Here is a 14,929-nt window from a genome sequence, read left to right on the forward strand (position 1 = left end):
AGGCCGGCCGCGCGAAGCGGAAGGGAAGGGCGGGCCTACTTGATCGCCAGGATGCGGTCGTAGTCCTGCTGGCGGTAGCCGTTGTCGGTGGGCTTGGTGGCCTTGAGCACGGCCTCGCGGAACACGTTCTTGTCGACCGTGATCACGTTGTTGCCCTTCTTCTTGAACTCGTCGACCAGCCGCGCCTCCGAGGCGATGATCTCGCGGCCCGTGCGCTCGGCCGCTTCCTCCATCACCTCGCTGAAGATCTTCTTCTCGTCGGCCGACAGCCGGCCCCAGAGCTGGCCTGAGCAGATGGTGAGCAGCGAGTCGACGATGTGACCGGTCAGCGAGATGTTCTTCTGCACCTCGTAGAACTTCTTGGCCTCGATGGTCGGCAACGGGTTCTCCTGCGCGTCGACCGTGCCGTTCTGCAGCGCGAGGTAGACCTCGGCGAAGGCGATCGGCGTCGGGTTCGCGCCCAGCGACTTGGGGAAGGCGAGGTAGGCCGGCGCGTCGGGCACGCGGATCTTCAGGCCCTTCATGTCCTCGGGCTTGCTCACCGGCCGCGCGGCGCTCGAGGTGACGTGGCGCGCGCCGTAGTAGCTCAGCGCCGTGATGTGGTTGCCGCTCTTGTCGTCGTAGCCCTTGGCGAGTTCCCTGAACACGTCGCTCTTCGCATACTTGAGCTGGTGCTCGGCGTCGCGGAAGATGAACGGGAAGTAGGAGATGGCGAGCGGCGTGTAGGTCCGCCCCGCGAAGCTCGCGCCCGACAGGATGATGTCGACCGTGCCCAGCGTCAGGCCCTGGTTGATGTCGGCTTCCTTGCCGAGGCTGGAGGCGGGGAACACCTGGATGTCGTACTTGCCGTTGGTGCGCTTCTTGATCTCCTCGGCGGCCCACAGCGAGTACTTGTGAAAGGGCTCCGAGGTCTCGTAGACGTGGGCCCACTTGAGCTTGGTCTGGGCCGAGGCGAGGCCCGGCGCGCTGAGCGCGCCGGCCGCGAGGGCGCAGGCGGCGAGGGCCTTGAGGGTGGTGCGTTTGCTGTTTCCGCTGCTGCTGATCATGTGGCTTGTCTCCGTTATCGTCGTGGCAGGAAGAAGAAGGAACGCTGGCGAGAAGTCAGGAAGGCTTCGCGCGTCGCCAGCTCGCGCTGAATCGCTGGTGGGACTTGTCCATGTGCTCGTGCATCGCGGCGCGCGCGGCCTCGGCGTCGCGCGCGGCCACCGCGTCGCGGATCGCCTCGTGCTCGGCGATGGCCGAGCGCCACGAGGACACCGTCTCGAAGTAGCCGCCCAGGCGCGTGAAGATCGGGCCCTTGCGCGAGTCCCAGAAGTTCTGCACCGTCTCGATCAGCACCGCATTGCCGCTGGCGCCGACGATCGCGAGGTGGAAGGCGCGGTCGCCCTCGAGCGGCATCACCTTGCGGTCGGCCAGTTCGCGCATGACCTCGATGGCGCGCGTCATCGCGTCGACGTCCTTGCGCTTGCCCATCTGCGCCGCGATGGCCGCGGTCTCGCCCTCGATCACGCGGCGCGCGCGGATCAGCTCGAGCGGTCCCCACTCGGTGGGCGCCACCGGCGCGCTGGCGCGGTGCGAGCGGTCGAGCACGTATACGCCCGAGCCGGTGCGCACCTCGACCCAGCCCTCGACCTCGAGCGCGATCAGCGCCTCGCGCACCGAGGGACGGCTCACGCCGAGCTGCTTGGCCAGGTCGCGCTCGGCCGGCAGGCGCGCGCCCACGGCGAACTCGCCCTGGCCGATCAGCGCACGCAGCTGGTCGGCGATCTGGCGATAGAGGCGTTGGGGTTCGACGGTCTGCAGGGGCACGGAGAAGAGAAGGTGAGCAGGTTTAAGGGTTGTCCTGAATTGGACAAGTGGTAAGGCCAATTCAGAATACGATGCGCGGCCCGTGCCACCCATCGGGCCAAACCCGAATCGGAGACACCATGAGATTGAAGGGAAAGACCGCGCTCGTCACCGCGGCCGGCCAGGGCATCGGCCATGCGAGCGTGCTCGCGCTCGCGGCCGAGGGCGCGCAGGTCTGGGCCACCGACGTCAACGCGCAGCTGCTCGAGCGCTACGCCGGCGTGCCGAACGTCACCGCCGCCAGGCTCGACGTGCTCGACAAGGCCGCCATCGGCGCGCTGGTATCGACCCTGCCGCCGCTCGACGTGCTGTTCAACTGCGCGGGCGTGGTGCACAACGGCACCATCGAGCAGGCCAGCGACGACGACCTCGCCTTCGCCTTCGCGCTCAACGTGCGCGCCCAGATGTGGACCATCCAGGCCGTGCTGCCCGGCATGCTCGCGGCGGGCCGCGGCAGCATCATCAACATGGCGAGCGTGTGCTCGAGCATGAAGGGCCTGCCCAACCGCTTCGTCTACGGCACCACCAAGGCCGCGGTGCTGGGCCTCACCAAGAGCGTGGCGGCCGACTACGTCACGCGCGGCATCCGCTGCAATGCGGTGTGCCCCGGCACGGTCGACACGCCCTCGCTGGGCGAGCGCATCAACGCCAACGCCGACCCCGAGGCCGCGCGCAAGGCCTTCGTCGCGCGCCAGCCCATGGGCCGGCTCGCGCGCGCCGAGGAGATCGCGCCCGTGGTCGTGTTCCTCGCCAGCGACGAATCCATCTTCGCGACCGGCCAGGCCTTCACCGTCGACGGCGGCATCACCATATGAACCAGCTCGACTTCGCCGGCCGCCACGCGGTGGTCACCGGCGGTGCGACCGGGCTGGGCTTCGGCATCGCGCAGCGGCTGGTCGCCTCGGGCGGCACGGTCACGCTGTGGGACCGCGACGAGGCCGCGGCCGCGCGCGCCGCCGAGTCGCTGGGCCCGGGCAAGGCGCGCGCGCTGAAGGTCGACGTCTCACAGCAGCCCTCGGTGGCCAAGGCGGTGGCGGCCACGCTCGCGCATGCGCCGCGCATCGACGCGCTGGTCAACAGCGCCGGCATCACCGGCCCCAACGCCAAGCTCTGGGACTACCCGGTGGACGACTGGCGCCAGGTGATGGAGGTCAACGTCAACGGCGTGTTCCTGTGCTGCCGCGAGGTGGTGGCGCAGATGCGCGCTCAGGGCGGGCAGGGCCGCATCGTCAACATCGCCTCGGTGGCCGGCAAGGACGGCAATCCCAACGCCAGCGCCTACAGCGCCAGCAAGGCCGCGGTGATCGGCCTCACCAAGTCGCTCGGCAAGGAGCTCGCCGACACCGGCATCCGCGTCAACTGCGTGACGCCGGCCGCGGTCAAGACCGCGATCTTCGACCAGATGACGCCCGACCACATCGCCTTCATGCTGTCGAAGATCCCGCAGGGCCGCTTCGGCACCGTCGAGGAGGTCGCGGCGCTGGTAGGCTGGCTGTGCACCGACGACTGCTCGTTCTCGACCGGCGCGGTGTTCGACCTCTCGGGCGGCCGCTCGACCTACTGATCGCCCCTTCTCACAGAACCATCCAACCACCCCAAGGAAAAGCAAGCATGAAACTCGTCCGCTACGGCAACCCCGGCAAGGAGAAGCCGGGCCTCGTCGACGCCAACGGCCAGCTGCGCGACCTGAGCGCCGTCGTCAAGGACATCGGTCCCGAGCAGCTCGGCGATGCCGCCATCGCCAAGCTGCGCAAGCTCAAGACCGACAAGCTGCCGCTGGTCAAGGGCAAGCCGCGCTACGGCAGCCCCGTGGCCCGCGTCGGCAAGTTCATCGCCATCGGCCTCAACTACGCCGACCATGCGGCCGAGTCCGGCCTGCCGGTGCCCAAGGAACCCGTGGTCTTCATGAAGGCCACGAGCTGCATCCAGGGTCCGAACGATCCCGTGATGCTGCCCAAGGGCTCGGTCAAGAGCGACTGGGAAGTCGAGCTCGGCGTGGTCATCGGCACGCGCGCGCGCTACGTCTCGCAGAAGAGCGCGCTCGATCACGTGGCCGGCTACTGCGTCATCAACGACGTCAGCGAACGCGAGTTCCAGATCGAGCGCGGCGGCACCTGGGACAAGGGCAAGGGCTGCGACACCTTCGGCCCCATCGGCCCCTGGCTGGTGACGCGCGACGAGGTCGAGAACCCGCAGAAGCTCGCGATGTGGCTCGACCTCAACGGCCAGCGCGTGCAGACCGGCAGCACCAAGACCATGATCTTCAGCGTGGCGAAGATCGTGAGCTACGTGAGCCAGTTCATGACGCTGGAACCCGGCGACGTGATCACCACCGGCACCCCGCCTGGCGTGGGCATGGGCATGAAGCCGCCGCTGTTCCTCAAGAAGGGCGACGTGATGGCGCTCGGCATCGAGGGCCTGGGCGAGCAGCGCCAGGAAGTGGTGCCCTTCAAGCTCTGAGTCCGGCGGCAGCCGAGCTTCTCGTTTCCTGCCATCGACGGCCCCTTCGGGGGCCGTTTTTCGTTTCCGTGCGCCTTTAAATGTCCCATTGACAGAACATTGAAACTGCAAAAACATCGCTTGCATGTCGCAGATGCCCTTGCCCAAGTACCACCAGATCTACCTGGTGCTGCGGGAGCAGTTGCATGAGGGCCGCTTCGCCGCCGACGGGCTGCCGGGCGAGCTCGCGCTCATGCAGCAGTTCGGCGTGGCGCGCGTCACCGTGCGGCGCGCGCTCGAGCAGCTCGCCGCCGAAGGGCTGATCTCGCGCACGCCGGGCCGCCGCACGCGGCCCATCGGCCCGGTCGCGGGCGAGGCGCCGAGCGCGCCGGCCAGCGAGCGCGCGAACCTGCGCGGCCTGCTCGAGAAGCTCGTCACCATGGGCCTGCACACCTCGGTCAAGGTGCTCGAGGTCGCGACCATCACGGCCTCCTCGCAGGTGGCCGAGGCGCTGCAGCTGCAGCTCGGCGACCCGGTGCAGAAGGCGGTGCGCGTGCGGTCCGCGCGCGAAGGCCCGCTCTCGCACATCACGACCTACGTGCCCGACACGATCGCGCGCCGCTTCGGCCGCCGCGAGCTCTCGAAGAAGCCGATCCTGGTGCTGCTCGAGGAGTCGGGCGTGAAGGTGGGTCGGGCCCACCAGACCATCTCCGCGCGCCTGGCCGACAACGTGCTCGCGCAGCACCTCGACGTCTCGGTCGGCTCGGCCCTGCTCGCGGTGCGCCGCCTGATCTACGACGAAGACGAGCGCCCGGTGCAGTGGCTGCACGGCTTCTACCGTCCCGACCGCTACACCTACGAGATGCAACTGTCCCGCGTCGGCAGCATCGACGCCAAGGTCTGGGTCAGCCGGGACGTGTCGGCCAAGTTCAACTGAAGACAAAGAAAAGGAAACGCCCCATGCAGACCCGCCGCCGCTTCGTTTCGCAGTCCGCCACCCTGGCCTCCGCGCTCGCCTTCCCGCTGATCGGCGGGGCCCAACCCAAGCCGCTGAAGGTGGGCGTGCTGCACCCGGTGACGGGCGCGCTCGCCTACTCGGGCCAGCAGTGCCGGCTCGGCGCGCAGCTCGCGATCGAGGACATCAATGCCGCGGGCGGCATCAAGTCGCTCGGCGGCGCGAAGCTCGAGGCCCTGCTGGGCGACGCGCAGTCGCAGCCGCAGGCGGGCGCGGCCGAGGTCGAGAAGATGAACGAGGCCGGCGTCAGCGCCATCGTCGGCGCCTACGCCTCGGCGATCTGCCTGGCCACCACGCAGGCCGCGGCCAAGTACAACCTGCCGCACGTGGTCGACGTGGGCGTGGCCGACCAGATCGTCGAACGCGGCCTGAAGAACACCTTCCGCTTCGGCCCCGGCTACCGCAAGTCGACCGAGGTCGCGATGGCCAACCTGCTGGTGCTCAACAAGGCCGCGGGCAACCCGGCCAAGACCGTGATGGTGATCCACGAGGAGTCGCTGTTCGGCGCCGGCACCGCGCAGTTGCTGGCGCGCGAGCTGCCGGGCTACGGCTTCGAGGTGAAGGAGGTGGTGAAGCACGCCAACCCCACGCGCGACTTCAACAACATCGTGCTGCGCATGAAGTCGATCAACCCCGACATCGTGATCCCGGCCAACTACTACAACGAGTACGCGCTGCTGGTGCGCACCATGCAGCAGCAGAAGGTGGTGCCCAAGGCGATCTTCTCGGTGCTCGGCGGCGCGGCCTCGAGCTACAAGTTCGTGAAGGAGTTTCCCGACGCGGCCAACGGCATCATCGACTGCAACCACTGGTTCAATCCCAGGGACAAGCGCGCGCAGGAGCTGCGCAAGCGCGTCGAGGCCAAGGGCCAGTTCTTCAGCTACGAGGTCTTCATGACCTATGCCTCGATGTGGCTGCTGGCCGATGCGCTGGAACGCGCCAGGTCGGGCGAGCGCGCCGCGATCGTCGACGCGCTCGAGAAGAGCACCTTCTCGAACCACTTCATGCCCTATGGCCCCACGAAGTTCGTCAATGGCCAGAACGAGGGCGCGCAGCCGCTGATGACGCAGGTGGTGAAGAACGACATCAAGGTCATCATCCCGCGCGACTACCGCGAGGTGGAGCCGCTGTTCCCGCTGAAGGCATGAGCGTGAGGGCAGTGATCTCCCGGGGCCCCTGCGGCCCACAACCCACGCGCGACGAACAAAAATGCTAGACCCCAGCATCCTCTTCCCCTCGGTGCTCAACGGCCTCACGACAGGCGCCGTCTACGCACTGATCGCGCTGGGCCTCACGCTGATCTACGGCGTGCTGCACATCATCAACTTCGCGCACGGCGCCTGCCTGATGGTGGCGCTGTACGCGGTGTACTTCCTCAAGGAGCGGCTGGGCATCGATCCCTACCTCGCGCTGCCCGTGGTGGTGCTGGGCATGTTCGCGCTCGGCTATGCGCTGCAGCGCGTGGTCATCAACCGCGCGGGCCACGGCAAGGACGAGAACATCCTGCTCGCCACGCTCGGCATCGCGATCGTGATGGAGAACCTCGCGCTGCTGTTCTTCAAGTCCGACACGCGCAACATCGACACCGCCTATTCGCTGAGCACCGTGGCCATCGGCCCCGCGATGATCGCCGTGCCCAAGCTGGTGGCCTTCGCGGGCGCGCTCGTGGTCTCGGGCATCCTGTTCTGGATCATGGGCCGCACCGACCTCGGCCGCGCCATCCGCGCCGTCGCCAAGGAGAAGGAGGGCGCCAAGCTCATGGGCATCGACGTCGACCACGTCTACGCCATGAGCTTCGGCATCGGCCTGGCCTGCCTCGGCGCGGCCGCCTGCTTCCTGCTGCCGGCCTACTACGTCAACCCGCAGGTCGGCGGCGGTTTCGTGCTCGTGGCCTTCACCATCGTCGTGCTCGGCGGCATGGGCAGCTTCGTCGGCGCGCTGATCGGCGGCTTCCTGGTCGGCGTGGTGGAGTCGCTCGGCGGCCTCTATCTCGGCGAATCGCTGGGCCAGATCGGCATCTTCGCGATCTTCATCGGCGTGGTGCTGTTCCGGCCCCAGGGCATGTTCGGGGCCAAGGCATGAGCGCAGCGAAGCAACTCGCGGGCATCGCGCTGTTCGCCGTTCTGGTGGCATGCGTGCCGCTGGTCACGACCTCGGGCGTCACGCTCAACTTCGTGATGATGGCGCTCTACGCCACGCTGATCGCGCAGGCCTGGAACATCCTCGGCGGCTTCGGCGGCCAGTTCTCGTTCGGCCACGCGCTGTTCTTCGGCACCGGTGCCTACATCCAGGCCATCGCGCAGCTGCAGGGCGGCATCAACGCCTGGGTCGCGCTGCCGCTGGCCATCGCCGGTGCCGCGCTGGTCGGCCTCTTCATCGGCGCGCTGAGCTTTCGCTACGGCCTCAAGGGCTCGTACTTCGCGCTGGTCACGCTGGCCTTCGCCGAGGTGTTCCGCATCCTCGCGCTGTCGGTCGACTTCACGGGCGGCGGCGTCGGCCTGATGGTGCCGCTGCGCGAATCGGTCGCCAACCTGCAGTTCGCCACGCGTGCCGGCTACCTGTGGGTGGTGCTCGCGATGGTCGTGGTGGCGCTGCTCGTCACCTGCTGGCTGCGCAATGGCCGCTTCGGCGCCTACCTGCAGGCCGTGCGCGACAACGAGGACGCGGCGCGCGCCGTCGGCGTCGACCCCTTCCGCGTCAAGCTCGCGGCCATCGGCCTGTCGGCCGCCTTCATGGGCGCGGCCGGTGCCTTCTACGTGCAGGTGTTCCAGTACATCGATGCCGGCATCGCCTACGGCCCGGCCGTGTCGGTCGAGGCGCTGGTGGCGGCCATCGTCGGCGGCATGGGCACCGTGTGGGGCCCGGTGCTCGGCGCGGTGGTGCTGCACCTGCTGTCGGACTTCACGCGCAACCTGTTCGGCGAGCTGCCGGGCATCAACATGGTGATCTACGGCACCGTGCTCGTGCTGATCGTGATCTTCGTGCCGCGCGGCATCGCGGGCATCGGCCAGTCGGTGCGGCAGCTCTGGAGCGCGAAGGGAGGCCGCGATGAGTGAATCTTCCCTGCTGGTGCTCGAGGGCGTCTCGCGCTCCTTCGGCGGGCTCAAGGCGGTGCAGAACGTGAGCCTCGCCGTGCGCGAGGGCAGCCTCAGCGCGCTGATCGGGCCCAACGGCGCGGGCAAGACCACGCTGTTCGCGCTGATGTCGGGCTTCCTCAAGCCCGACGCCGGCAGCGTGCGCTTCGCGGGCCAGGACATCACCGGCCGCGAGCCGCACCGCAATGCCGCGCTCGGCATGACCCGCACCTTCCAGATCGTGAAGCCCTTCGCCGCGCAGACCGTGCGCGAGAACATCGCGGTCGGCGCGCATCTGCACCTGCGCGGCCGCACCGAGGCCCTGCGCGAGGCCGAGGCCGTGGCGCAGCGCGTGGGCCTCGCGCCGCAGCTCGACAAGCCCGCCTCCGACCTCACCGTGGCCGGCCGCAAGCGCCTCGAGCTCGCGCGCGCGCTCGCCACCCGGCCGCGCCTGCTGCTGCTCGACGAGGTGCTCGCCGGCCTCAACCCGCAGGAGATCGCCGAGATGATGCCGGTGGTGCGCGGCATCGCCGCGAGCGGCGTGACCGTGCTGATGATCGAACACGTGATGCAGGCCGTGATGAACCTCGCCGAGCACGTCTGGGTGCTGGCGCAGGGCCAGCTGATCGCCGAGGGCAGCCCGGCGCAGGTGACCTCCGACGACCGGGTGGTCGAGGCCTACCTGGGCCATGGCACCGCGGCGCGGCTGCGCAAGGCCGCAACGGGAGCCGCAGCATGAGCGCACTGCTGGAAATCGAAGGCCTGCGCGGCGGCTATGGCCGCGTCGAGGTACTGCGCGGCGTCGACCTCAAGGTGAACGCCGGCGAGATGGTCGCGCTGCTCGGCAGCAACGGCGCGGGCAAGTCCACGCTCAACAAGATGGTCTGCGGCCTCACCCCGGCCTGGGGCGGCACGGTGCGCTTCGACGGCAAGGACCTGAGCGGCGCGCACTACCGCGACGTCGTCAAGGCCGGCCTGATCCAGGTGCCCGAGGGCCGCAAGGTGTTTCCCAACCTCAGCGTGCGCGAGAACCTCGAGCTCGGCTCGTTCACGCGGGCGCGCGAGCGCCGCGCGCAGAACCTCGAGAAATCGTTCGCGCTGTTCCCGCGCCTGCGCGAGCGCATGGACCAGCATGCCGGCACCATGAGCGGTGGCGAGCAGCAGATGCTGGCCATCGCGCGCGGGCTGATGGCCGAGCCGGTGCTGCTGATCCTCGACGAGCCTTCGCTCGGCCTCTCGCCGCTCCTGGTCGAGGAGATGTTCACGCTGATCCGCGAGCTGCGCGACGGTGGCCTGGCCGTGCTGCTGGTCGAGCAGAACGTCGGCCAGTCGCTCGAGATCGCCGACCGCGCCTACGTGCTCGAGAACGGCAGCGTGCGCTTCTCGGGCCTGCCCGGCGAGCTGCTCGTGAGCGACGAACTGCGGCGCGCCTACCTGGGACTTTGAGGCGCGCGCTCCCCCCACGATTTTCCGGAGAACAACACATGAAAAGACGCGACATCCTCCTCTCGTCGCTGGCCGCCGCATGGGCCGGCCACAGCCTGGCGCAGATCGGCGGCGCGCCGGTGCGCATCCTGGTCGGCGCGCCCGCGGGCGGCTCCACCGACACGCTGGCGCGCTCGCTCGCCGTGAGCATGGGCCCGGCGCTGGGCCGCAACGTCATCGTCGAGAACAAGCCCGGCGCGGGCGGCAACATCGCGGCCGATGCCGTGGCCAAGGCCGTGCCCGACGGCAACACGCTGCTGATGAGCTTCACCAGCCACGCGATCAATGCGACGCTCTATCCGAGCCTGCCCTTCGATCCGGTGAAGGACTTCACCGCGCTCACCTGCGTCGCGACCTCGCCCTCGATCCTGGTCGCCCATCCCTCGGTGCCCGCGAAGGACGTGCGCGAGCTGATCGCGCTCGCCAAGGCCAAGCCGGGCCAGCTCAACTTCGCGATCGGCGCCGTGGGCTCGTCGCTGCACATGGCGGGCGAGGCCTTCAAGATGCAGTCGGGCGTGGACATCGTGAACATCCCCTACAAGGGCACCTCGCCCGCGGTGCAGGACGTGCTCGCGGGCCAGGTGCAGCTGATGTTCGCGGCCGTGGGCAATGTCAAGGCCCACATCCAGGCTGGCAAGCTCAAGGCGCTGGGCGTGACCACGGCGAAGCGGCTGCCGGCCTTCCCCGAGGTGCCGGCCATCGCCGAGGCGCTGCCCGGCTACGAATCGAGCGCCTGGTTCGGCCTGTTCGGCCCCACGCGCATGCCCGCCGAGCGCATCAAACAGATCGGCGATGCCGCGCGCCATGCGCTGCAGCAGGCCGACATGCGCCAGCGCCTCGAGATCGAGGGCGCGATCCCCGTCGGCAATTCGAGCGAGCAGTTCTCGGCCTTCGTGCAGAGCGAGATCGTGCGCTGGGCCAAGGTGGTCAAGTTCTCGGGAGCCAAGCCCGAATGACCTCGACGGCTTCAGCACAGACCCTGGCGCAGAAGCTCATCGCGCGCGCCAGCGGCCGCGAGCGGGTGGCGGTGGGCGAGATCGTGACCTGCGGCGTCGACCTCGCGATGTTCCACGACTCCTCGGGACCGCGCCGCCTGCAGCCCATGCTCGAGGAACTGGGCGCGCGGATCTGGGACCGCTCGCGCGTGGTGCTCGTGATGGACCACTACGTGCCCGAGCGCGACGACGACTCGCGCCGCATCGTGCGCATCGCGCGCGACTGGGCGCGCGACCAGCAGCTGCCGCATGTCTACGACAGCCAGGGCATCTGCCACGTGGTGGTGCCGCAGCATGGTCACATCCGCCCCGGCATGCTGTGCGTGGGCGGCGACTCGCACTCGCCCACGGGCGGTGCCTTCGGCGCCTACATGTTCGGCGTCGGCAGCACCGAGATGCTCGGCGTGGTGGTCACGGGCGAGATCTGGCTGCGCGTGCCCGAGACCCTGCGCATGTGGTGGGACGGCGCGCTGCCCGCGGGCGTGACCGCCAAGGACATGATGCTGCACATGATCGGCCGCTTCGGCATGAACGGCGGCCGCTACCAGGCCGTGGAGTTCGCGGGGCCGGCGGTGGTCGCGCTGTCGATGCAGGAGCGCATGACGCTCTCGAACATGAGCGCCGAGCTCGGCGCGCAGGCCGGGCTGATCGCACCCGATGCCACCACGGCCGCGTTCCTGGCCGGTGCCGGCGCGCCGCCGGTCGACATGGCGCCGTGGTTCACCGACGCCGATGCCGCGCTCACGGACCATCGCTTCGATGCCACCACGCTCGAACCCCACGTGGCCGCGCCGCACAGCCCGGCCAATGCGCATGGCGTGAGCCGCTTCGCGGGCACGCCGGTCGACGTGGCCTACATCGGCGCCTGCACCGGCGCCAAGCTCGACGACCTGCGCGCCGCCGCGCAGGTGCTGCGCGGCCACAAGGTCGCGAACGGCATCCGCCTGATCGTGGCGCCCGCGAGCCTGCGCGACCAGGAACAGGCGCGCGAGGAGGGTGTGCTGCAGGTGCTGATGGAGGCCGGCGCCGAGCTGTTCCCCACCGCTTGCGGCGCCTGCTCCGGCTATGGCGATCCGATGGGCGACGACATCACCGTCATCTCGACCACCGCGCGCAACTTCAAGGGCCGCATGGGCTCGCCGACCGCGCAGGTCTACCTGGGCTCGCCCTACACGGTGGCGGCCGCCGCGCTGCGCGGCTGCGTGACCGATCCGCGCGAGGTGCTGGCATGAGCGGTCAGGACCTGAATCGGCTGCACCGTGTCTGGCGCCTGGGCGCCGACATCGACACCGACGCGCTCGCGCCCGGCCATGCGATGAAGCATGGCATCGATCGCATCGCGCGGCATTGCCTCGAAGCCATCCGCCCCGAGTTCGCGCGCGAGGTCCGAGCGGGCGACGTGATCGTGGCCGGACCCAACTTCGGCATCGGCTCCTCGCGCGAGCAGGCCGCGGCCGTGCTGGTGCAGCTGGGCGTGGCCGCGGTGATCGCGCCCTCGTACAGCGGGCTCTTCTTCCGCAATGCCTTCAACGTCGGCCTGCTGCTGCTGACCTGCGCCGAAGCCGAGTCGCTGCACGACGGCGAACAGATCGCGCTCGACATCGGCACGCCCGCGCTGCGCGGCGCCGATGGGCGCACCCTGGCCTGCGAGCCCGTGCCGGCCTTCCTGACCGAGATGGTCGAGGCCGGTGGCCTGCTGCCGCTGCTGCGCCGTCGCATGGCGGCGAAGAAGGAAGCCGATGCCGCCTGACATCGATCCACGACGCGCGGTGCTGCAGGCCGTGGTGGCGCTGCATGCGGCGCGACCGGCCGATGCCGAAGCCGCCTCGCAGGCGCGCCGGCTGCTGGTCGACACCGTCGGCTGCGCGCTCGCGGGCCGGCAGGCAGGCGAGGTGCGCCGGCTCGAGGCCGCGCTCGCCGCCTGCGAACCCGGCGGCTTCGCGTTTCCCGCCGGCCCGTCGCTGGCCGTGCAGGCGGCCGCGCAGGTCATCGCCATGGCCGCGACCTGGGACGAGGCCTGCGAAGGCCATGCGCTCGCGCACGGCCGGCCCGGCGTGCCGCTGGTGGCGGCGCTGCTGCCGCTCGCGTTGCGGCGCGATGCCAGCCTCGGCGAATTCGTCGATGCCTTCGTGCTCGGCTACGAGGTCGGCGCGCGCTGCGGCGCCTGGCTGCGCATCCGCCCCGGCATGCACGTCGATGCCAACTGGCCCGCGCTCGGTGTGGCGGCGGGCGCGGCGCGGCTGCTGGGCCTGGCGCCCGAGGCCATCGTGCAGGCCATCGACATCGCGGCCTGCCAGCTGGCCACCAGCCTCTACCTGCCGGTGGCGCAGGGGCGCACGGCCCGCAACACCTACCTGGGCCACAGCGCCTCGCTGGGGCTGCAGGCGGCCTTCGCGAGCGCGGCCGGCATCGACGCGCCCGAGGGCGCGCTGGCCCACTACGCAGCGAACCATGCGGCCGCCGCCGCGCAGCCCTTGCCCGATGCATCGACGCTGCTGCTGCGCGACGCCTACCTCAAGCCCTTCGCGGCCGTGCGCCACGTGCACTACGGCGCGACCGCCGCGCGCGCCCTGCGCGAACGGCTGGGCGGCGACACCACGGGCATCCGCCGCATCGTGCTCACGGTCTACGAGGAGGCGATCGTCTATTGCGGCAACCGCGCGCCGCGCACGCCGATCCAGGCGCAGTTCAGCCTGAGCTTCGGCCTCGCGGCGATGCTGCGCTTCGGCGATGTCGATCCCTCGGTCTATGCCGCGCCGCGCTTCGACGACGCCGAGCTGCGCCGCCTCGAGGCGCTGGTCGAGCTCGAGGTCGACGCCGGTCTCACGGCGCGCCGCGAGCGCGGCGCCACGCTCGCACTGACGCACGACGGCGGCACGCTCGAAGAGACCGTGACCACCATCGCGGGCGATGCCCAGAACCCGCTGGACCGCGCGGCCCTGCTCGCCAAGTTCGCGCACTACGCAGCGCAGTCCGTCGCGCCCGCGCGCGCCCAGGCCTTCTGCGACGGCGTGCTCGACGCGCCCGCCGGCACCGCGCTCGGCGCGCTGTGGCAACGGCTCTGACCCGATTCCTCTTCACCACCTTCACGCCCCACCCACCATGAAACTCCTGCGCTATCTCGCCAGCACGCTGCTCGTGTGCCTGCCGCTCGTCGCCGCCGCCCAGGCCGGCGGCTTTCCCGACAAGGCGATCCGCATCGTCGTGCCCTTCCCGCCGGGCGGCGCCACCGATGCCGCGGCGCGGCTGGTCGCGGTGAAGATGAGCGAGCACTGGGGCCAGCCCGTGGTGGTCGACAACCGCGCGGGCGCGGGCGGCAACGTGGGCTCGGACCTCGTGGCCAAGGCGCCGGCCGACGGCTACACGCTGGTGATGGGCGTGACCGGCTCGCATGCCATCAACACCTCGCTCTACAGCAGGATGCCCTACGACCCGGTGGCCGACTTCGTCGCCATCAGCCAGGTGGCCGTGGTGCCCAACGTGCTGGTGGTGCATCCCTCGGTGCCCGCGAAGAACCTGGCCGAGCTGGTCGCGCTCGCGAAGAAGGAGCCCGGCAAGCTCAACTACGCCTCGCTGGGCAACGGCACGGCCGCGCACCTGGGCATGGAGATGCTCAAGGCCGAGGCCGGCGTCGACATCACGCACGTGCCCTACAAGGGCAGCGCGCCCGCGGTGTCCGACTTGCTGGCCGGCCAGGTGCAGATGATGGTCGACGGGCTGCCCTCGGCGCTGCCGCACGTCAAGGCCGGCAAGCTGCGCGCGATCGCGCTCACCAGCCTGCGCCGTTCGCCTTCGCTGCCCGATCTGCCGACCATCGCCGAGAGCTACCCGGGCTTCTATGCCGATGCCTGGTCGGGCCTGTTCGCGCCCAAGGGCACGCCGCAGCCGGTGGTCGACAAGCTCTCGGCCGAGGTGCAGCGCATCCTCAAGTTGCCCGAGGTGCGCGAGAAGCTGGCCGCGCTCGGCGCCGAACCGGTGGGTTCCACGCAGGCGGAATTCGCCGCCCACGTGAAAAAGGAAATCGACAAGTGGGCCAAGGTCGTGAAGACCAGCGGCGCGAAGGTGGACTGACC

General features: G+C 69.9%; 16 protein-coding genes. 14 read left to right on the forward strand and 2 right to left on the reverse strand.

All coding sequences use genetic code 11. The features are described from left to right. Nucleotides 1-35: 35 nt before the first annotated feature. Together AC1HIL_RS08520 and AC1HIL_RS08525 are read right to left on the reverse strand one after the other, a co-directional pair. Nucleotides 36-1,046, reverse strand: coding sequence for a sialic acid TRAP transporter substrate-binding protein SiaP (locus AC1HIL_RS08520; protein ID WP_479671591.1), 1,011 nt, complete (start codon nt 1,044-1,046; stop codon nt 36-38). A 55-nt stretch (nt 1,047-1,101) separates the two neighbouring features. Continuing rightward, complete coding sequence (locus AC1HIL_RS08525) at nt 1,102-1,809, reverse strand: FadR/GntR family transcriptional regulator (RefSeq protein ID WP_057590941.1); 708 nt, start codon at nt 1,807-1,809, stop codon at nt 1,102-1,104. Nucleotides 1,810-1,928: 119 nt separating this feature from the next. On the opposite strand from AC1HIL_RS08525, the gene AC1HIL_RS08530 reads away from it, so the two are divergent. The 14 genes from AC1HIL_RS08530 (at nt 1,929) to AC1HIL_RS08595 (ending at nt 14,927) form a co-directional block, all read left to right on the forward strand. Then, nucleotides 1,929-2,663 carry an SDR family oxidoreductase gene (locus tag AC1HIL_RS08530; RefSeq protein ID WP_057590942.1) on the forward strand — a complete coding sequence of 245 codons (735 nt, stop codon included), beginning with the start codon at nt 1,929-1,931 and terminating at the stop codon, nt 2,661-2,663. Continuing rightward, nucleotides 2,660-3,412: an SDR family NAD(P)-dependent oxidoreductase gene (locus AC1HIL_RS08535; protein WP_261215006.1), complete on the forward strand. Its 753-nt coding sequence runs from the start codon at nt 2,660-2,662 to the stop codon at nt 3,410-3,412. The genes AC1HIL_RS08530 and AC1HIL_RS08535 overlap by 4 nt, the downstream gene beginning before the upstream one ends. A gap of 47 nt (nt 3,413-3,459) precedes the next feature. Further along, nucleotides 3,460-4,308: a fumarylacetoacetate hydrolase family protein gene (locus tag AC1HIL_RS08540; protein ID WP_057590944.1), complete on the forward strand. Its 849-nt coding sequence runs from the start codon at nt 3,460-3,462 to the stop codon at nt 4,306-4,308. A 133-nt stretch (nt 4,309-4,441) separates the two neighbouring features. Then, the gene (locus AC1HIL_RS08545) at nt 4,442-5,224 is read left to right on the forward strand and encodes a GntR family transcriptional regulator (protein WP_479672477.1); all 783 of its coding nucleotides are present in this window, start codon (nt 4,442-4,444) and stop codon (nt 5,222-5,224) included. A 23-nt stretch (nt 5,225-5,247) separates the two neighbouring features. Further along, a complete protein-coding gene (locus AC1HIL_RS08550; protein ID WP_261215011.1) occupies nt 5,248-6,450 on the forward strand; it encodes an ABC transporter substrate-binding protein in 1,203 nt (400 codons plus the stop codon). Between the two features lie 61 nt (nt 6,451-6,511). After that, entirely contained in the window at nt 6,512-7,384 is an 873-nt protein-coding gene (locus AC1HIL_RS08555) for a branched-chain amino acid ABC transporter permease (protein WP_203204273.1), read from the forward strand. After that, nucleotides 7,381-8,358 carry a branched-chain amino acid ABC transporter permease gene (locus AC1HIL_RS08560; protein ID WP_479671592.1) on the forward strand — a complete coding sequence of 326 codons (978 nt, stop codon included), beginning with the start codon at nt 7,381-7,383 and terminating at the stop codon, nt 8,356-8,358. The genes AC1HIL_RS08555 and AC1HIL_RS08560 overlap by 4 nt, the downstream gene beginning before the upstream one ends. After that, on the forward strand, nt 8,351-9,115 hold the full coding sequence (locus tag AC1HIL_RS08565) for an ABC transporter ATP-binding protein (RefSeq protein ID WP_057590948.1): 765 nt from the start codon (nt 8,351-8,353) through the stop codon (nt 9,113-9,115). The genes AC1HIL_RS08560 and AC1HIL_RS08565 overlap by 8 nt, the downstream gene beginning before the upstream one ends. Further along, a complete protein-coding gene (locus AC1HIL_RS08570; protein WP_261215021.1) occupies nt 9,112-9,822 on the forward strand; it encodes an ABC transporter ATP-binding protein in 711 nt (236 codons plus the stop codon). Before AC1HIL_RS08565 ends, AC1HIL_RS08570 begins: the two co-directional genes overlap by 4 nt. A 38-nt stretch (nt 9,823-9,860) precedes the next feature. Continuing rightward, nucleotides 9,861-10,817 (forward strand): tripartite tricarboxylate transporter substrate binding protein, encoded by a 957-nt coding sequence (locus AC1HIL_RS08575; protein ID WP_479671593.1) that lies wholly within the window; start codon nt 9,861-9,863, stop codon nt 10,815-10,817. Further along, entirely contained in the window at nt 10,814-12,088 is a 1,275-nt protein-coding gene (locus AC1HIL_RS08580; RefSeq protein WP_479671594.1) for a 3-isopropylmalate dehydratase large subunit, read from the forward strand. Before AC1HIL_RS08575 ends, AC1HIL_RS08580 begins: the two co-directional genes overlap by 4 nt. Next, a complete protein-coding gene (locus tag AC1HIL_RS08585; protein ID WP_479671595.1) occupies nt 12,085-12,606 on the forward strand; it encodes a LeuD/DmdB family oxidoreductase small subunit in 522 nt (173 codons plus the stop codon). Before AC1HIL_RS08580 ends, AC1HIL_RS08585 begins: the two co-directional genes overlap by 4 nt. Beyond that, nucleotides 12,596-13,921: an MmgE/PrpD family protein gene (locus AC1HIL_RS08590; protein ID WP_479671596.1), complete on the forward strand. Its 1,326-nt coding sequence runs from the start codon at nt 12,596-12,598 to the stop codon at nt 13,919-13,921. The genes AC1HIL_RS08585 and AC1HIL_RS08590 overlap by 11 nt, the downstream gene beginning before the upstream one ends. Nucleotides 13,922-13,958: 37 nt before the next feature. After that, nucleotides 13,959-14,927 (forward strand): Bug family tripartite tricarboxylate transporter substrate binding protein, encoded by a 969-nt coding sequence (locus AC1HIL_RS08595; protein ID WP_057590954.1) that lies wholly within the window; start codon nt 13,959-13,961, stop codon nt 14,925-14,927. The last annotated feature ends 2 nt before the right edge of the window (nt 14,928-14,929 follow it).

It is taken from the genome of Variovorax sp. ISS6 (genome assembly GCF_056523145.1).

Coding starts and splice junctions, on each gene's coding strand:
- AC1HIL_RS08520 (WP_479671591.1), bottom strand. CDS start 1,046: ATGATCAGCAGCAGCGGAAACAGCAAACGCACCACCCTCAAGGCCCTC.
- AC1HIL_RS08530 (WP_057590942.1), top strand. CDS start 1,929: ATGAGATTGAAGGGAAAGACCGCGCTCGTCACCGCGGCCGGCCAGGGC.
- AC1HIL_RS08535 (WP_261215006.1), top strand. CDS start 2,660: ATGAACCAGCTCGACTTCGCCGGCCGCCACGCGGTGGTCACCGGCGGT.
- AC1HIL_RS08540 (WP_057590944.1), top strand. CDS start 3,460: ATGAAACTCGTCCGCTACGGCAACCCCGGCAAGGAGAAGCCGGGCCTC.
- AC1HIL_RS08545 (WP_479672477.1), top strand. CDS start 4,442: ATGCCCTTGCCCAAGTACCACCAGATCTACCTGGTGCTGCGGGAGCAG.
- AC1HIL_RS08550 (WP_261215011.1), top strand. CDS start 5,248: ATGCAGACCCGCCGCCGCTTCGTTTCGCAGTCCGCCACCCTGGCCTCC.
- AC1HIL_RS08555 (WP_203204273.1), top strand. CDS start 6,512: ATGCTAGACCCCAGCATCCTCTTCCCCTCGGTGCTCAACGGCCTCACG.
- AC1HIL_RS08560 (WP_479671592.1), top strand. CDS start 7,381: ATGAGCGCAGCGAAGCAACTCGCGGGCATCGCGCTGTTCGCCGTTCTG.
- AC1HIL_RS08565 (WP_057590948.1), top strand. CDS start 8,351: ATGAGTGAATCTTCCCTGCTGGTGCTCGAGGGCGTCTCGCGCTCCTTC.
- AC1HIL_RS08570 (WP_261215021.1), top strand. CDS start 9,112: ATGAGCGCACTGCTGGAAATCGAAGGCCTGCGCGGCGGCTATGGCCGC.
- AC1HIL_RS08575 (WP_479671593.1), top strand. CDS start 9,861: ATGAAAAGACGCGACATCCTCCTCTCGTCGCTGGCCGCCGCATGGGCC.
- AC1HIL_RS08580 (WP_479671594.1), top strand. CDS start 10,814: ATGACCTCGACGGCTTCAGCACAGACCCTGGCGCAGAAGCTCATCGCG.
- AC1HIL_RS08585 (WP_479671595.1), top strand. CDS start 12,085: ATGAGCGGTCAGGACCTGAATCGGCTGCACCGTGTCTGGCGCCTGGGC.
- AC1HIL_RS08590 (WP_479671596.1), top strand. CDS start 12,596: ATGCCGCCTGACATCGATCCACGACGCGCGGTGCTGCAGGCCGTGGTG.
- AC1HIL_RS08595 (WP_057590954.1), top strand. CDS start 13,959: ATGAAACTCCTGCGCTATCTCGCCAGCACGCTGCTCGTGTGCCTGCCG.